This is a genomic window from Pseudarthrobacter sp. ATCC 49987, assembly GCF_009928425.1.
In the GTDB taxonomy this organism is placed as follows: Bacteria; Actinomycetota; Actinomycetes; order Actinomycetales; family Micrococcaceae; genus Arthrobacter.
Genome location: NZ_JAABNS010000001.1, coordinates 320,815 through 334,735, shown reverse-complemented (window position 1 = coordinate 334,735; position 13,921 = coordinate 320,815). Strand labels below are relative to the sequence as shown.

The 13,921-nt window shown below is 68.0% G+C and carries 11 protein-coding genes and 1 pseudogene; 3 read left to right on the top strand and 9 right to left on the bottom strand.

Annotated elements, in window-relative coordinates:
* Nucleotides 1-8 precede the first annotated feature (8 nt).
* Entirely contained in the window at nt 9-1,232 is a 1,224-nt protein-coding gene (locus tag GXK59_RS01580) for an acetoin utilization protein AcuC (RefSeq protein WP_160663821.1), read from the bottom strand.
* A gap of 103 nt (nt 1,233-1,335) precedes the next feature.
* Here GXK59_RS01580 and GXK59_RS01575 point away from each other — a divergent pair, with 103 nt between their 5' ends.
* Both GXK59_RS01575 and GXK59_RS01570 read left to right on the top strand, forming a co-directional pair.
* Nucleotides 1,336-2,766, top strand: a complete 1,431-nt coding sequence (locus tag GXK59_RS01575) for a TrkH family potassium uptake protein (protein WP_160663819.1) — start codon at nt 1,336-1,338, stop codon at nt 2,764-2,766.
* Nucleotides 2,767-2,806: 40 nt separating this feature from the next.
* On the top strand, nt 2,807-3,445 hold the full coding sequence (locus GXK59_RS01570; protein ID WP_024365693.1) for a potassium channel family protein: 639 nt from the start codon (nt 2,807-2,809) through the stop codon (nt 3,443-3,445).
* A 33-nt stretch (nt 3,446-3,478) separates the two neighbouring features.
* Here the strand turns inward: GXK59_RS01570 and GXK59_RS01565 are convergent, their stop codons facing one another.
* From GXK59_RS01565 to GXK59_RS01535, 7 genes are all read right to left on the bottom strand, one after another.
* Nucleotides 3,479-4,063 (bottom strand): HhH-GPD-type base excision DNA repair protein, encoded by a 585-nt coding sequence (locus GXK59_RS01565; RefSeq protein ID WP_202129042.1) that lies wholly within the window; start codon nt 4,061-4,063, stop codon nt 3,479-3,481.
* A gap of 50 nt (nt 4,064-4,113) precedes the next feature.
* Entirely contained in the window at nt 4,114-4,947 is an 834-nt protein-coding gene (gene proC, locus GXK59_RS01560) for a pyrroline-5-carboxylate reductase (protein ID WP_160663817.1), read from the bottom strand.
* 232 nt (nt 4,948-5,179) lie between these two features.
* Nucleotides 5,180-5,521, bottom strand: a complete 342-nt coding sequence (locus tag GXK59_RS01555) for a YciI family protein (protein ID WP_160663815.1) — start codon at nt 5,519-5,521, stop codon at nt 5,180-5,182.
* Nucleotides 5,522-5,636: 115 nt separating this feature from the next.
* A complete protein-coding gene (locus tag GXK59_RS01550; RefSeq protein WP_160663813.1) occupies nt 5,637-6,680 on the bottom strand; it encodes a Ppx/GppA phosphatase family protein in 1,044 nt (347 codons plus the stop codon).
* 63 nt (nt 6,681-6,743) lie between these two features.
* A complete protein-coding gene (locus tag GXK59_RS01545) occupies nt 6,744-7,193 on the bottom strand; it encodes an SseB family protein (RefSeq protein WP_160663811.1) in 450 nt (149 codons plus the stop codon).
* Between the two features lie 59 nt (nt 7,194-7,252).
* Entirely contained in the window at nt 7,253-9,991 is a 2,739-nt protein-coding gene (gene topA, locus GXK59_RS01540) for a type I DNA topoisomerase (RefSeq protein WP_160663809.1), read from the bottom strand.
* 181 nt (nt 9,992-10,172) lie between these two features.
* Nucleotides 10,173-10,853 (bottom strand): ArsR/SmtB family transcription factor, encoded by a 681-nt coding sequence (locus GXK59_RS01535; protein WP_237393741.1) that lies wholly within the window; start codon nt 10,851-10,853, stop codon nt 10,173-10,175.
* 78 nt (nt 10,854-10,931) lie between these two features.
* Here GXK59_RS01535 and GXK59_RS01530 point away from each other — a divergent pair.
* Nucleotides 10,932-12,167 (top strand): annotated as a pseudogene (locus GXK59_RS01530) (MFS transporter); the annotation flags it as partial.
* 69 nt (nt 12,168-12,236) lie between these two features.
* Here GXK59_RS01530 and GXK59_RS20545 read toward each other — a convergent pair.
* Nucleotides 12,237-13,910 (bottom strand): DUF7059 domain-containing protein, encoded by a 1,674-nt coding sequence (locus GXK59_RS20545; RefSeq protein WP_160663806.1) that lies wholly within the window; start codon nt 13,908-13,910, stop codon nt 12,237-12,239.
* Nucleotides 13,911-13,921 lie beyond the last annotated feature (11 nt).

The following is a 13,921-nucleotide window of genomic DNA, read 5'->3' as shown; positions in this document are numbered from 1 at the left end:
CCGGCTAACTAGTCGAACCAGGGGTCCAGCCCGTAGAGCGGGAAAACTTCCTTGCGGGTGGCCATGACCGTCCGGTCCACTTCATCGTTCGGGTCGAAGCCGACTTCCCACGAGCGCCACCAGAGGTCGACGTCGTCGCCCATCATCTCCGGTGCGTCGACGCCGTACTTGGCCCCGTATTTTTCCTTCACATAGCTGCGCCAGTCCTCCGGCACGGGGGTGCGCAACGGGACGGGGCGCCCGGCAGCGATCGCGATCAGGTGGCTCCACGACCTCGGCACCACGGTGATGACGTTGTAGCCCCCTCCGCCGGTGGAGATCCAGCGGTTGTCGCAGTAGCGGGCGGCGAGGTTGCCGATGGCGGTGGCGGCCTCCCGCTGGCCGTCGACGCTGATGTTCAGGTGGGTGAGCGGGTCCAGCCGGTGGGAGTCGCAGCCGTGCTGGCTCACGATGACCTCGGGTTCGAAGGCCCCCACGAGCTGCGGTACGACGGCATGGAAGGCGCGGAGCCAGCCGCCGTCGCCGGTGCCGGCCGGCAGTGCCACGTTCACGGCGCTGCCCTGGGCGTTGGGGCCGCCGATCTCGTTGGCGTAGCCCGTGCCCGGGAACAGGGTCAGCCCCGTCTCGTGCAGGGAAATCGTCAGGACCCGCGGATCGTCCCAGAAAATGCTCTGCGTTCCGTCGCCGTGGTGGGCGTCGATGTCGATGTACACGACACGCTGCATGCCGCCGTCGAGCAGCCGCTGGATGGCGAGGGCGGCGTCGTTGTAGATGCAGAAGCCGCTCGCGCGTTCGCGGGCCGCATGGTGCATGCCCCCGCCGAAGTTCACCGCCCGGACGGCGCTGCCGTCCAGGATGGCGGCGGCGGCCAGCAGCGAGCCGCCGGCCAGCCTGGCACTGGCCTCGTGCATGCCGGCGAATGCCGGGTCATCCTCGGTGCCGAGGCCGCGCTCCAGGTCCGGGGTCCCGGGATCCGCGCTCACGCGCCGCACGGCGGCGACGAACTCCGGGCTGTGGACGGTGCTCAGCTCCGCGTCGCTGGCGACGTCCGGGGCCGAAACCGTGACGTGCTCCAGATCCAGCAGACCGAGGCTTCCGGCCAGCCTGGCGGTGAGTTCCATCCGCTCCGGGGCCATCGGGTGGCTGTGGCCGAAGTTGTAGGCCGTCATGGCGGGATCCCACACCACCGTCGTTGGCAGTGCGGTCTTTGCGAGCCCCGGCAGGTATGTCATCAATCACAGGCTACCCGAGCGCGGGGCGCCCTTCCCCCGTCATTGCGCGGGGTTTAGTGGTTTACTACTGAAGGAAGCAGTTTCAAGCGAGGATAAGCCACACATGACGCAGAGCCAGTCGAGGTCCAAGAGCCCGGCAAACTGGCACCCCGGCGCACCGGAGCGGGAAGGCCTGTGGATCTTCACACGCCTTCGCGACTTCATCGACAACATCGCCAACACGTCCCCGGCCCGGCTCGCGCTCTCCGCGTTCGGCATGGTGATCCTGGTTTTTACGGCCCTGCTGTCCCTGCCGGTCTCCTCGGCCACCGGGGATTTCACGCCGCTGCACCAGGCGCTGTTCACTGCCGTGTCCGCCGTCTGCGTGACCGGCCTGACCGTGGTGTCCACGGCCGCGCACTGGTCTTTCTTCGGCCAGCTCGTCATCCTGATTGGCATCTTCGTCGGCGGCCTGGGCACCCTGACCCTTGCCTCGCTGCTCGCCCTCATGGTGAGCAAGAAGCTGGGTGTCCGCGGCAAGCTGATCGCCCAGGAGGCCATGAACGCCGGCCGCCTCGGCGAGGTGGGCACCCTGCTGCGGATCGTCATCGTCACCTCGGTGGTGATCGAAGGCACCCTCGCGCTGACGCTGATCCCGCGGTTCCTGACCCTGGGCGAAAGCTTCGGCCAGTCCGTCTGGCACGGGGTGTTCTATTCGATTTCGGCCTTCAACAACGCCGGCTTCACCCCGCACTCGGACGGGATCGTGCCCTACGAGACAGATTTGTGGATCCTCGTCCCGCTGATGGTGGGCGTCTTCCTCGGCAGCCTGGGTTTCCCCGTGGTGATGGTGTTGCAGCAGAACGGGCTGAACTGGAAGAAATGGAACCTGCACACCAAGCTGACCATCCAGGTCTCGCTGATCCTGCTGGCGGCCGGCACGCTGCTGTGGGGGCTCATGGAATGGGAGAACCTGAGGACCATCGGCGGCATGAACGTCGCGGACAAGGTCATCCATTCGCTGTTCGCGTCCGTGATGACCCGTTCCGGCGGCTTCAACCTGGTGGACCAGAACCAGATGGATTCCACGACCATGCTCTTAACCGACGCCCTCATGTTCGCCGGCGGCGGCTCGGCGTCGACCGCCGGCGGCATCAAGGTGACCACCATCGCCGTGATGTTCCTGGCGATCCTGGCCGAGGCCCGGGGTGACTCCGATGTCAAGGTGTACGGCCGGACCATCCCGGAGGGGACCATGCGGGTGGCCATCTCGGTCATCGTCGCCGGTGCCACACTGGTCGCCGTGTCGGCCATGCTCCTGCTCCAGATCAGCGGGGCGTCCCTGGACCGGGTGCTCTTCGAAACCATTTCAGCGTTCGCCACTGTCGGCCTCAGCACGAACCTCAGTGCCGAGCTCCCGCCGTCGGGCGTCTACGTCCTCACCGTCCTGATGTTCGCAGGGCGCGTCGGGACCGTCACCCTTGCCGCTGCACTGGCCCTGCGCCAGCGCCGCCAGCTGTACCACTACCCGGAAGAGAGACCGATCATTGGCTAGTTCCTCAGGCGCCGTCAACCGCCCCGCCCACAACGCCCCGGTGCTGGTGATCGGCCTGGGCCGTTTCGGCGCCTCCACCGCAGAACAGCTGGTCAAACAGGGCCGCGAGGTGCTGGCCATCGAACGCGACCGGAACCTGGTGCAAAAATGGTCCGGAGTCCTGACGCACGTCGTCGAGGCCGACGCCACCAACATCGATGCGCTCCGCCAGCTCGGCGCGCAGGAGTTCAGCTCCGCCGTCGTCGGCGTGGGCACCTCGATCGAATCCTCGGTGCTGATCACCGTGAACCTCGTGGACCTCGGCATCGAGCACCTGTGGGTCAAGGCCATCACCCCCTCGCACGGCAAGATCCTGACCCGGATCGGCGCCAACCACGTGATCTACCCGGAGGCCGACGCCGGTGTCCGCGCCGCGCACCTGGTCTCCGGCCGCATGCTGGACTTCATCGAGTTCGACGACGACTTCGCGATCGTGAAAATGTATCCGCCGCGTGAAACCGTGGGCTTCACCCTGGACGAGTCCAAGGTCCGGTCCAAGTACGGGGTAACGATTGTGGGCGTGAAGTCCCCGGGCGAGGACTTCACCTACGCCCGGCCGGAGACGAAGGTTTCCTCACGGGACATGCTCATTGTTTCCGGCCATGTGGACCTGCTGGAGAGGTTCGCCGCCCGGCCGTAGCGCACCCGGGTCGCTGGCTCAGCTACCCCCGGATCAGGACCCGGCGGTCTTCGCCGCCTTCGCGGCGGCCTTGCTTGCCTGCTTGCTGGCCCGCACCTTGCTCAGCGACTCCGGATCCACAATGTCAGCGACGGACAGGAAGGCGTTCTCCTGGCCGTAGTGCCCGGCGGCCTCGCGCCAGCCCTCGGCCTGGAGTCCACACTGCTTTCCCAGCAGCGCCAGGAAGATCTTCGCCTTTTGCTCGCCGAATCCCGGCAACGCCTTGAGCCGGCGCAGCACCTCCTGCCCGTCCGGGTCGCCCTGGGTCCAGATGGCAGAAGCGTCGCCGTTCCAGTCACTGTGCACCGTCTCGGCAAGTGCTTGGACGCGGCCGGCCATTGACCCGGGGAACCGGTGGACGGCCGGGCGTTCTTTGAACATCCCGACGAACGCTTGCGGATCGTATCCGGCGATCGCGGCGGGGTCCATGGACCCGATGCGCGTCCGGATCTTTTCGGGACCGGCAAAGGCCGATTCCATGGTCACCTGCTGGTCAAGCAGCATGCCGGTGAGCAGGGCAAACGCGTCATCGCCGAGTAGTTTGTCCGCCGCGGGATCCCCTGTGATGTGCAGTTCCATGGGTCCTATCCTGCCACCGGGTCCGGTCTGCGTCATGGGTGTGCCTTCGTCTAGCCGAGCTGCGTGGTGATCTCCGCTGCCCGTGCGGCGGCGGCGCGGGCGCCGTCGGCGATGATCGCGGGCAGGCCGCGCGCGTCAAAGGTGGCGATGGCGCGTTCGGTGGTGCCGTTGGGGCTGGTGACGGCCTTGCGCAGCGCTGCCGGATCGACGCCAGGCTCAGCGAGCATAAAGCCTGCCCCGGCGACGGTTTCCCGGGCAATCAGCTGCGAGAGCTCACGGTCAAGCCCCAGTTCAACGCCGGCGTCCGCCATGGCCTCGGCCAGGTAGAACGCGTACGCCGGGCCTGAGCCGCTGATCGCGGACAGCGCGTCGACCTGGTGCTCGGGAATCTCGACGACGGTGCCGGCGGCCGCCAGGATGTCCTTGGCCAGCTGGAGCTGCGCCGGGGAGCAATGCGTGCCCGGCGACACGGACACGACGCCGCGGCCCAGCTTCGCCGGGGTGTTGGGCATGGTCCTGATCACGGGCTGCCCGGCCGGCAGGGCCGCTTCCAGCTGCGCCAGCGACACGGCGGCAGCGACGCTGATGACGATGGTGTCCGGTGCCAGCGAATCGCCGATCTCGCGGGCCAGGTCCGCGATGCCCACGGGCTTGACGCCCAGGATTACGACGTCGGCGCCGGTGGCGGCCTGCTTGTTGTTCTCCGGCTCTTCGGCGCCGGCGATGGCCGTGATCCCCGGATGCCGTTTAGCGAGTTCATCGGCCCGTTCGGCGCGCCGGACCGTGGCGACGATGTCCGCGGGGTCAGCGCCGCCCGCGATCAGTCCGCCAAGGATGGCCTCGTTCATTGATCCACAGCCCAGGAATGCGATTCGGTTGCTCATGCCCCCATCATTGCAGTCCGGCCTGATTCACAGCCAGCTCACATCCTCAGGTCAGCGTCCTCACAAACTCCGTGACTAGCGTGGTGGTTACCTCATTGAGGGTGCGAGTGATGCAGCAGGCATGCGGATGCCTGCCCGGCACCGGTCGTCTGCAGCGGGTTTCCCCCATTTTCCCGCAGCGGACGGCCGGTGCCTTCGCAGTTAATGCGCGGTCCCCTCCGGCATGCGGCGGCTAGTGCTGGATCGGCCGTACTTCGATGGGTAGGGTCGTGGTGCGCGCCAGCTTGCCGGCCCAGCCGAGCGCGGCGTCGAGATCCTCGGCCTCGATGACGGTGAACCCGCCCAGATGCTCCTTGGCCTCAGCGAAGGGACCGTCCGTGATGAGCACCTCGGAGCCCTGCTGCCGCACGACCGTGGCGGTTTCGGTGGGATGGAGTCCGGCGGCGAACACCCAGGCCCCGGCGGCTTTCATTTCGCGGTTCAAGGCCCCGAGGTCCTGCATGATGGGCTCAAGGATTTCCGGGGCGGGGGCGGGGCCGACGGGCTGGTAAACGCTGAGCAGGTACTGTGCCATGGTGTTGTCCTCCTTGACGACACGGCCGGTTCCTTACCGGCCTCTCACCTTCCAGACGAACGGCCTGCGTCCGGATCGACACTCCCTCGCCGGGAATCAGGCCCCTGCGGATCGCTCACCGGGCGTCCGCTGACTGGGGTTTCTTGGCGTCGGGTGACTCTGGCTCTGGTGTCTGCGGCTCGGCGGGGTGGTCGGACTGGGTGACGTGGGGGGCTGGCTCCAGTGGACCCTCGATGACCAGCTGATCCAGCCGGCGGAGGATCAGACCCTCGCGGAGGGCCCAGGGGCAGATCTCCATGCTCGGAAACTCAAACATTTCCAGCGCCGCTTCGGCCACCAGTGCGCCAGCCAGAAGTTGGGGGGCGCGGGCTTCGGAAACGCCGGGCAGGTTCAGCCGGTCCTCCACCTCCATGGCAGAGATGCGCTGCGCCCACAGTCCCAGGTCCGTGGCAAACAATTCCCGCTTGACGTAGGGCCCGGCGCCGCTGGGTGCAGCCCCGGCGATGCGGGCCAGTGAGCGGAAAGTCTTGGAGGTGCCTGCCACGTGGTTGGCCTTGCCGAGCTTGGCGAAGTCGCGCACCACCGGCTTGAGCGTGGTCCGGATGTAGCGGCGAAGGTCTTTGACACTCTTGGCCGAGGGCGGGTCCTCCTGCAGCCAGTCCCGGGTGAGCCGGCTCGCCCCGAGCGGGACCGACGTCGCGAGTTCGGGGAGTTCATCCTCCCCGTAGGCCATTTCGAAGGAACCTCCGCCGATGTCCAGGTTCAGCATGGGCCCCGCGCCCCAGCCGTACCAGCGGCGGACGGCGAAGAACGTCATCGAGGCCTCTTCGCTGCCGGTCAGTTCCCGGAGCGTCACGGTGGTCTCATGCTTGACGCGGGCCAGCACGGCGGCCCCGTTGGTGGCCTCGCGGATGGCTGAGGTACAGAACGCCAGCAGGTCCTCGGCCTTGTGCTTGGCCGCGAATTCCCACGCTTCGAGGACAAACTCGATCAGCTCATGCTGGCCGGCGTCGTTGATACTGCCGTCGCTCTCGAGGTACTGCACGAGGGACAGCGGGCGTTTGTGCGAGGCGAATGGCACAGGGCGCGCACCAGGATGGGCGTCCACGAGCAGGAGGTGGACTGTATTTGAGCCAATATCGAGGACGCCAAGACGCATACGGCCATTATTCCCCCGGGAACGCGGCCCGCCTAACGGGCCGGCCGCGCCCCGAGCATCGATTTAGGGCTGTCCTGCCTCGCTGGCGGCCTCATCCGGCTCGTCGGAAGGCTTGAAGTCGCGGCGGATGTTCGCCACGCCTTCCGGATCGATCTCGAAGCCGAAGGCTGCGCCGGGGTTGATGACCATGCCGAGATCGTCGCCAAGGTTTCCGAGGATCGCGGCACCCTGGGTGCCGAGCACGTTGGGGGCGGCGGCCAGGTACTGCTCGGTGACGCGGCTCGGGTGGGAGAACACGGCGAGGACGGGCTTCCCCGCGGAGTTGGCCAGCACCAGGGGCTCGACCTGGGAATCGGCTCCTTCGAGCACATCGGAGCTGACGATGTACACCTCGTTGTTGAGGAAGGCCAGGATGACGTCAACGGGGTTGGCGTCCGGCTCCTCCCCCCGGGCAAGCTTCTCTTCGAGGTCGTTCAGCGGCTGGAGGTCCAAGTGATCGGGCTGTTCAGTCATGGTCCTACTCGATCACGTTGGGCCCGGGTCCGCAATTCCTTACTCGTCCCCGGCACCCCCTACTTCTTGGCTGCGGCCTTGCGGGCCGGCGGCTTGCGCGCCGTCGTCGTGCGCTTGACCGGGCCCTTGGCGCGCTTCTCCGCGAGGAGTTCCACGGCCTGTTCCCGGGTGAGCTCCTCCAGGGAGGTGGAGCGCGGCACGGTGATGTTGGTGACGCCGTCGGTGATGTACGGGCCGAAGCGGCCTTCCTTCACCACGATGTTTTTCTCCGACACCGGGTCCGGGCCGAATTCTGCCAGCGGCGGGACGGCGGCGCGGGCACCGCGCTGCTTCGGCTGCGAGTAGATTTCCAGGGCCTGCTCCAGCGTGATCGTGAAGATTTCCTCTTCCGAGCCGATGGACCGGGAGTCCGTGCCCTTTTTCAGGTACGGGCCGAAGCGGCCGTTTTGCACCGTAATCGGGTTGCCGTCGGCGTCCTGGCCGAGCACCCGGGGCAGGCTCATGAGCTGCAGGGCCTCGTCCAGGGTGATGGTGTCCACGCTCATCGAGGCGAACAGCGAGCCGGTGCGGGGCTTGGCCTTCACGGGTTTCTTCGGCGGTTTGGGCTTGCCGTTCTTGTAGTACTCCACCGGTTGGTTGGCGAGCTGTTCCTCGGTCATTTCCGGGATGACCTCGGTGACGTAGGCGCCGTAGCGGCCGTTCTTGGCCACGACGGTGTGCCCGGTGTGCGGGTCCGCACCGAGCACGCGCTCCTCGGGGGCGGCTGTTTCCATGAGCTCCACGGCCTTGGCCGCGGTCAGCTCATCCGGTGCCAGGTCTTCCGGGACGTTGGCCCGGGCAGCCTCAACCACTTCACCGGTCTTCGGATCGACCGTCGGGACGGAGCTTTCCAGGTACGGCCCGAATTTCCCGACCCGCAGCGTGATGCCCTCGGTGATGGGAATGGAGTTGATTTCGCGGGCGTCGATCTCGCCGAGGTTGTTGACGATGCTCAGCAGGCCGGGCTCGGAGTCCTCGCCGAAGTAGAAGTGCTTGAGCCAGGCCGGTCCCTGCGCCTGGCCGTTGGCGATCTTGTCGAGGTCCGCTTCCATGTCGGCGGTGAACTCGTAGTCGACGTAGTCGTGGAAGTGCTGTTCGAGCAGCCGGATCACGGAGAACGCAATCCAGCTCGGGACCAGCGCAGAGCCCTGCTTCCGGACGTAGCCGCGGTCCTGGATGGTGGAAATGGTGGAGGCGTAGGTGGACGGGCGGCCGATGCCCTTCTTTTCCAGCTCGGCGGTCAGCGACGCTTCCGTGAAGCGCGGCGGCGGGGAGGTCTCGTGTCCGACGGCGACGATCTCCGAGGCGGTGAGCGCGTCGTCCTTGGCCACGTTGGGCAGCCGGCGGGCTTCCTCGGAGTCCTCGTCGCCGCGGCTTTCATCCTTGCCTTCCTCGTAGGCGGCGAGGAAGCCGGGGAAGGTGATGACGGTGCCGGAGGCCGAGAACTCGGCGTCGCGGCGCTCGGCAGCGCCACCGACAGTGACCGCGCCGAGGCGGATCGTGGCGGTGGAGCCCTTGGCGTCGGCCATCTGCGAGGCGACGGTGCGCTTCCAGATCAGTTCATAAAGGCGGAACTCGTCGCCGGAGAGCTGCTTGGCCACCTGGGCCGGGGTGCGGAAGGAGTCGCCGGCGGGACGGATGGCCTCGTGGGCCTCCTGCGCGTTGGCTGCCTTGCCGCTGTAGACGCGCGGGGACGCCGGGACGTACTCGGGGCCGTACAGCTCGGAGGCCTGGCGCCTGGCGGCCGTGACGGCCTCGTTGCTCAGCGCGGACGAATCCGTACGCATATAGGTGATGTAGCCGTTTTCGTACAGCCGCTGGGCCACCTGCATGGTGCTCTTGGAGGAGAAGCGCAGCTTGCGGCCGGCTTCCTGCTGCAGCGTGGAGGTGGTGAACGGCGCGGCCGGGCGGCGGGTGTACGGTTTGGTGTCGACGGAGCGGACGCGGAAATCGGCGTCCTGCAGGCCTGCGGCGAGGGAGGTGGCGAGTTCCTCGTTGAGGTGCACGGCGTTGCGCGAGGTGAGCTCGCCGCTGTCGTTGAAGTCGCGGCCGCTGGCGACCTTGGCGCCGTCGACCATGGCCAGTTTGGCCTTGAACGAACCGGACCCTGCGCCGAACTGGCCGGTCAGGTCCCAGTAGGAGGCCGCCTTGAAAGCCATCCGCTCACGCTCGCGGTCCACCACCATGCGGGTCACGACGGACTGCACGCGGCCGGCGGAGAGGCCGCGGGCCACCTTGCGCCACAGCACCGGGGAGATCTCGTAGCCGTAGAGCCGGTCCAGCACACGGCGGGTTTCCTGCGCGTCCACGAGGTCCTGGTCGACGTCGCGCAGGTTGTCCATGGCGCGGTGGATGGCTTCCTTGGTGATTTCACCGAAGGTCATGCGGTAAACCGGCACCTTGGGCTTGAGCACTTCCAGCAGGTGCCACGCGATGGCCTCGCCCTCGCGGTCCCCATCGGTTGCGAGATATAGAGCGTCAGCATCTTTGAGCTGGGCCTTGAGTTCGGCGACCTTTTTCTTCTTGTCCGGGGACACCACGTAGTACGGCTTGAAGTCGTTATCAATGTCGACGGCGAACTTGCCCACCGAGGTCTTCTTCAGTTCCGCCGGCAGTTCCGAGGGCTGCGGGAGGTCCCGGATGTGACCAATGGAGGCCTCCACGATGAAGCCCTCGCCGAGGTACTTGGCGATGGTCTTGCTCTTGGCGGGAGACTCCACAATCACGAGTTTCTTGCCGGTTTTGGCCTTGCTTGGCACGGTGCTCCTACAGAAAAAGGTTGCTCGGGCAGATGCGCCCATACCCGCCTAGTTCACCATATTTTGCGGATTCCCGCGCATCCAGCCTGAAACGGCGGGCTCCCGGGCCCGACTTCCGGACGTAATGAACCTCCGCCCGGCGTCCGTTCGCAGGACGCCGCAAAGGCGCCCCGGGATGCTGTCAGGCGGGACTTTCGGGAGGGCTGTCAGAAGGGTTCGCCGGGGGCTGTCCGCGGTCATCCGGGATCATCGACCACATGGTCGCCATCCGCACGGCCCCCTCGGGGACCTGGTCCGGATCGTCCAGTTCGTAGTCCCGCAGCAGGTCGAAGAGCCGGTTGTTCAGCTCTGCCCGCTGGGCCGGCGTCAGGTAGAGCAGGTTGCTGGCCAGCACCACGGAGGAAGGCCCGTCCACCGCGTCGCCGCGCCGGCGCTGCTCGTCGCGGGTCCTGGCGTACGCGTTGACACGCCGGCGGTAGGCGTCCAGTTCAAGGTCCAGCACGGCAAACTCTGGGCTCGCCACGCCTCCGCCGGAGTTGATGGTGAAGTCGGTACCCGCGGCCTTCCAGCGGCGCTCCCGCGCGTCGCCGGCAGTGGCTGCCGGCACCACGATGCCCCACTTCTGCAGGGCGCGCAGGTGGTAGCTCATGGCGCTCGGCGTGAGGCCGGTCTGCGCGGCGAGCTCGGTGGCCGTCCGGCTCACCTGGGTCGAATACAGTTCGGAAATGACTTCCAGCCGGGCGGCATGCGCGAGCGCGCGGATCGCCTTCGGGTCAGTGATTTCCACTTTCTTCTCCGGACGCTGCCGGCGTTTCGCGGCCGGCGGGACCGGTGACTCCGCCATTGGGGTATCTGCATTCACACCACCAGTCTACCGAGCGCCGCCAAACTATGAAAGATATGCTTGACAATGCGGTCGGCGCTGGAGTAGCTTGCGACTATGAAACAGATACTTCATAAGTTGCCGGGCGACCCCGGGGCCGGGCAGCCCCTCTGGAGCACCAGGGATTTCCTCCTCGCCAGCAGCGCCCGCTTCATTGCCACGGCCGGCATGGGCGCCGTCATTATCAGCGTCATGCTGCACCTGCAGAACCTGGCCGCCGCCGGCCTGACCCAGGTTGCCGGGCCCTGGCTGGTGGCGGCGTATCTGCTCTGCTCGGCGCTCCCGCTGGTGCTGCTGGCGCCGTGGGCCGGCCGTCTGGCCGACACGCGGGATTCCAGGACGCTGGCGACGGCGTCCTCCGTGGTCAGTGCCGCGGCAGTGGCCGGCATGGGGCTGGGAATGCAGTATCTGGACAACTACCTTCCGGCGCTGTTCGCCATGACCTTCCTCCTTGACTCCGCCCAGGCGGTGGCGGGGCCCACCTGGCAGGCCCTGCTGCCCCGGATCGTGGGCGAGGAGCGGACGCCACGGGCGCTGGGCACCATGCAGGCAACCATCATGATTGCCGGCATGGTCGGCCCGGCGGCAGGCGGGCTGCTGAGCGGCTGGGGCGGATCCGGCCTGGTGTTTGCCGTGGCCAGCGGCTGCTATCTGGCGATGGCTGCGGGCGCCCTGCTGATCCGGACCCGCCGGGGCACGGCCACCGAACGGGCGGGCAAGGAGAAGCCTGCCCTGCTGGACGGGCTGCGCCTGATCCGGGCGGACGGCCTGGTCTGGTCCCTGGTCCTCGGCGCGCTCTTCTTCATCACGGTCGGCGAGGCGACCAACGTCCTGGAAGTGTTCCTGGCCCGCGACGAACTCGGCGCCACCGAAACGCAGTACGGGCTGCTGGCTGCGTCGTTTGGTCTCGGCATGGCGTCCGGGGCGGCACTGGCCGGGCGGATCAGGACCCCGGCAGCCCGCCTGCGCATCCTGCTCGTTTCGATGGCCCTGGCCTCGGCCTTCCTGGGGATCATGGCCCTGGTGCCGGGTGTGGAACTGTTGTTCGTGGCCTACACCGCGATGGGGGCGGCCTGCGGGGTGCTGAACGCGTGTTTCGGGGCGATTGCCATCCTGCGGATCCCGGAGGGCGGCCGCGGCCAGGCGATGGCTATCCTCGGGGGCCTCACCCGGGCCGTCTCCATTGGAGCCTTGGCGCTGGGCGGGCTGCTTGGCGCCCTGCTCCCGATTCGGCTGAGCTTCCTTATCACCGGGGTGGGCGGGGTCCTGGTGGCCCTGGCCGTCACCGCGTATGTCCTGCCGCGTTTCGGCGGCGAGGGCGCGACCGGCCCGGCGGTGCCGGGCGCCCTCGCGCCGGCCGTCTTAGGCAGGGAGCAGGAAGCCGTCGCGGACCAGGTTCCCCACCTCCGTGAGGAGCCCGCTGCGGAAGGTCCCGCTGTCCCAGTCCTCGCCTCCACCCAGCAGCGCCTCGAGGGCGCCGATGATCTGCCCAACGGACAAGTCGCCGTCGCACGCTGAGACAAAGCCGGCCAGTTCGGTGCTCAGCAGGTTGGTGCGGCGCAGGCCGGCACCCTGACGCAGCAGGATGACGCCGGGGTGCTCAGCACCGGGGCGCTGGTGCCGTTCCTCGGTGACGTCCTCGGCCACTAGCAGGTGAGCGGCCGCCAGGTCGTGGCCGGCCAGCCAGTCGGCGCGTTCCACGGCGGCACCGAGGTGCGGGCCGACGGGCTGCTCGATCGGATAGGTGATCTCCTCGAAGCGCCTCAGCACCGGGGGGCCCTGGGCGGGCCGGCGCAGCCAGATCATCCCGAAACCGATGGCCTGGACGCTGCGGGCGGCGAAGTCGTCCAGGTACGCGGCGTACGAGTCCTGGTAAAGGCGCCGGTCGCGGGCCTCGGAGGCGTCCTGCAGCCAGGTCTCGGCGTACTGTTCCGGGCTGACCTGCTCGCGCTGGATGAACCAGGCGTCCGCGTCCGGACTGGCCCAGTTTTGCGGCCGTTCGGCCCAGTCGGCGCCCGCCGGGATCTCCCAGTTGCCCAATAACTGGGCTGTTCCGCCAGGCGTGAGGGCCGAGGGAAGGTCCCGGACCAGGGCGGCGACGATGTCATCGCCCGGCAGGCCGCCGTCGCGGTAGGTGAACTGGTCCGCGGCGGCCTCCCCCAGGCTGCGCGGCGTGATCACGAACGGCGGGTTGGAGACCACCAGGTCGAACTCCTCGCCCGCCACCGGATCCAGCAGGGAGCCCTGGCGCAGGCTCACCCGGGCCTCCAGATCGGCGGGGTCCAGGTGCAGCTGGCCGGCGTTTAACAAAAGGTTGAAGCGTGTAAATGCCAGCGCACGCCCGGAGATGTCGGTGGCGGTCACATGCTCGGCGTGGTGCAGCAGGTGGAAGGTCTGGATGCCACAGCCGGTGCCAAGGTCCAGGGCGCGGGCCACATGCCGGCGGGCGGTGACCTGTACCAGCGTGGTGGATGCCTGCCCGATCCCGAGCACGTGGTCGTGGCGCAGAACGCCGGGGCGCTGGTGGGCGGCCAGGTCGCTGGCCACCCAAAGCTCCGCGCCGCCGCTGCCGGCAGTGTTTTCGTTTTCCCCCTGGGTGCCGTCCCCTTGGGTGCCGTCCCCGGGGGTTCCGTCCCAGCCGTACGGCCGCAGATCCACCTTCGCCTGAACCAGGCCATCCGCGGACGGCTCCACGAGGCCCAGTTCCAGCAGGCCCGCCGTGCGGATGCCGGGAAGGGAGGCGTCGAGCGTTGCGGCGGACTGCGGTTCGGCCAGCAGCCAGAACCGGACGACGGCGGCGAGCGCCGCCGTCGTCGTCGGCTCCCCGTGGCGGGCGGCCTCGGTGACGATCAGCGCGGGAACGAGCTGGTCGCGGCTGAGGGCGCTGTGCGCGGCCGGGCCCAGGAGTCCGGCGACGCCGTCAACGGTGTAGCCGATGCGGCGCAGGTCCGCCGCCAGGGCTTCGAGCAGGCCGGGGAGGTCGCTGCGCGGCGCGTCGGTGGTGTTGCCGGCCGTGAAATGCGTTGAAAGAGTCACCGGTCAAGTTT

What these genes read in the sequence shown, in the direction of transcription:
- GXK59_RS01565 (WP_202129042.1), bottom strand. Translation starts at nt 4,063, where the DNA reads ATGGAACTGCACATCACAGGGGATCCCGCGGCGGACAAACTACTCGGC.
- GXK59_RS01575 (WP_160663819.1), top strand. Translation starts at nt 1,336, where the DNA reads ATGACGCAGAGCCAGTCGAGGTCCAAGAGCCCGGCAAACTGGCACCCC.
- GXK59_RS01555 (WP_160663815.1), bottom strand. Translation starts at nt 5,521, where the DNA reads ATGGCACAGTACCTGCTCAGCGTTTACCAGCCCGTCGGCCCCGCCCCC.
- proC (WP_160663817.1), bottom strand. Translation starts at nt 4,947, where the DNA reads ATGAGCAACCGAATCGCATTCCTGGGCTGTGGATCAATGAACGAGGCC.
- GXK59_RS01545 (WP_160663811.1), bottom strand. Translation starts at nt 7,193, where the DNA reads ATGACTGAACAGCCCGATCACTTGGACCTCCAGCCGCTGAACGACCTC.
- GXK59_RS01580 (WP_160663821.1), bottom strand. Translation starts at nt 1,232, where the DNA reads ATGACATACCTGCCGGGGCTCGCAAAGACCGCACTGCCAACGACGGTG.
- GXK59_RS01550 (WP_160663813.1), bottom strand. Translation starts at nt 6,680, where the DNA reads ATGCGTCTTGGCGTCCTCGATATTGGCTCAAATACAGTCCACCTCCTG.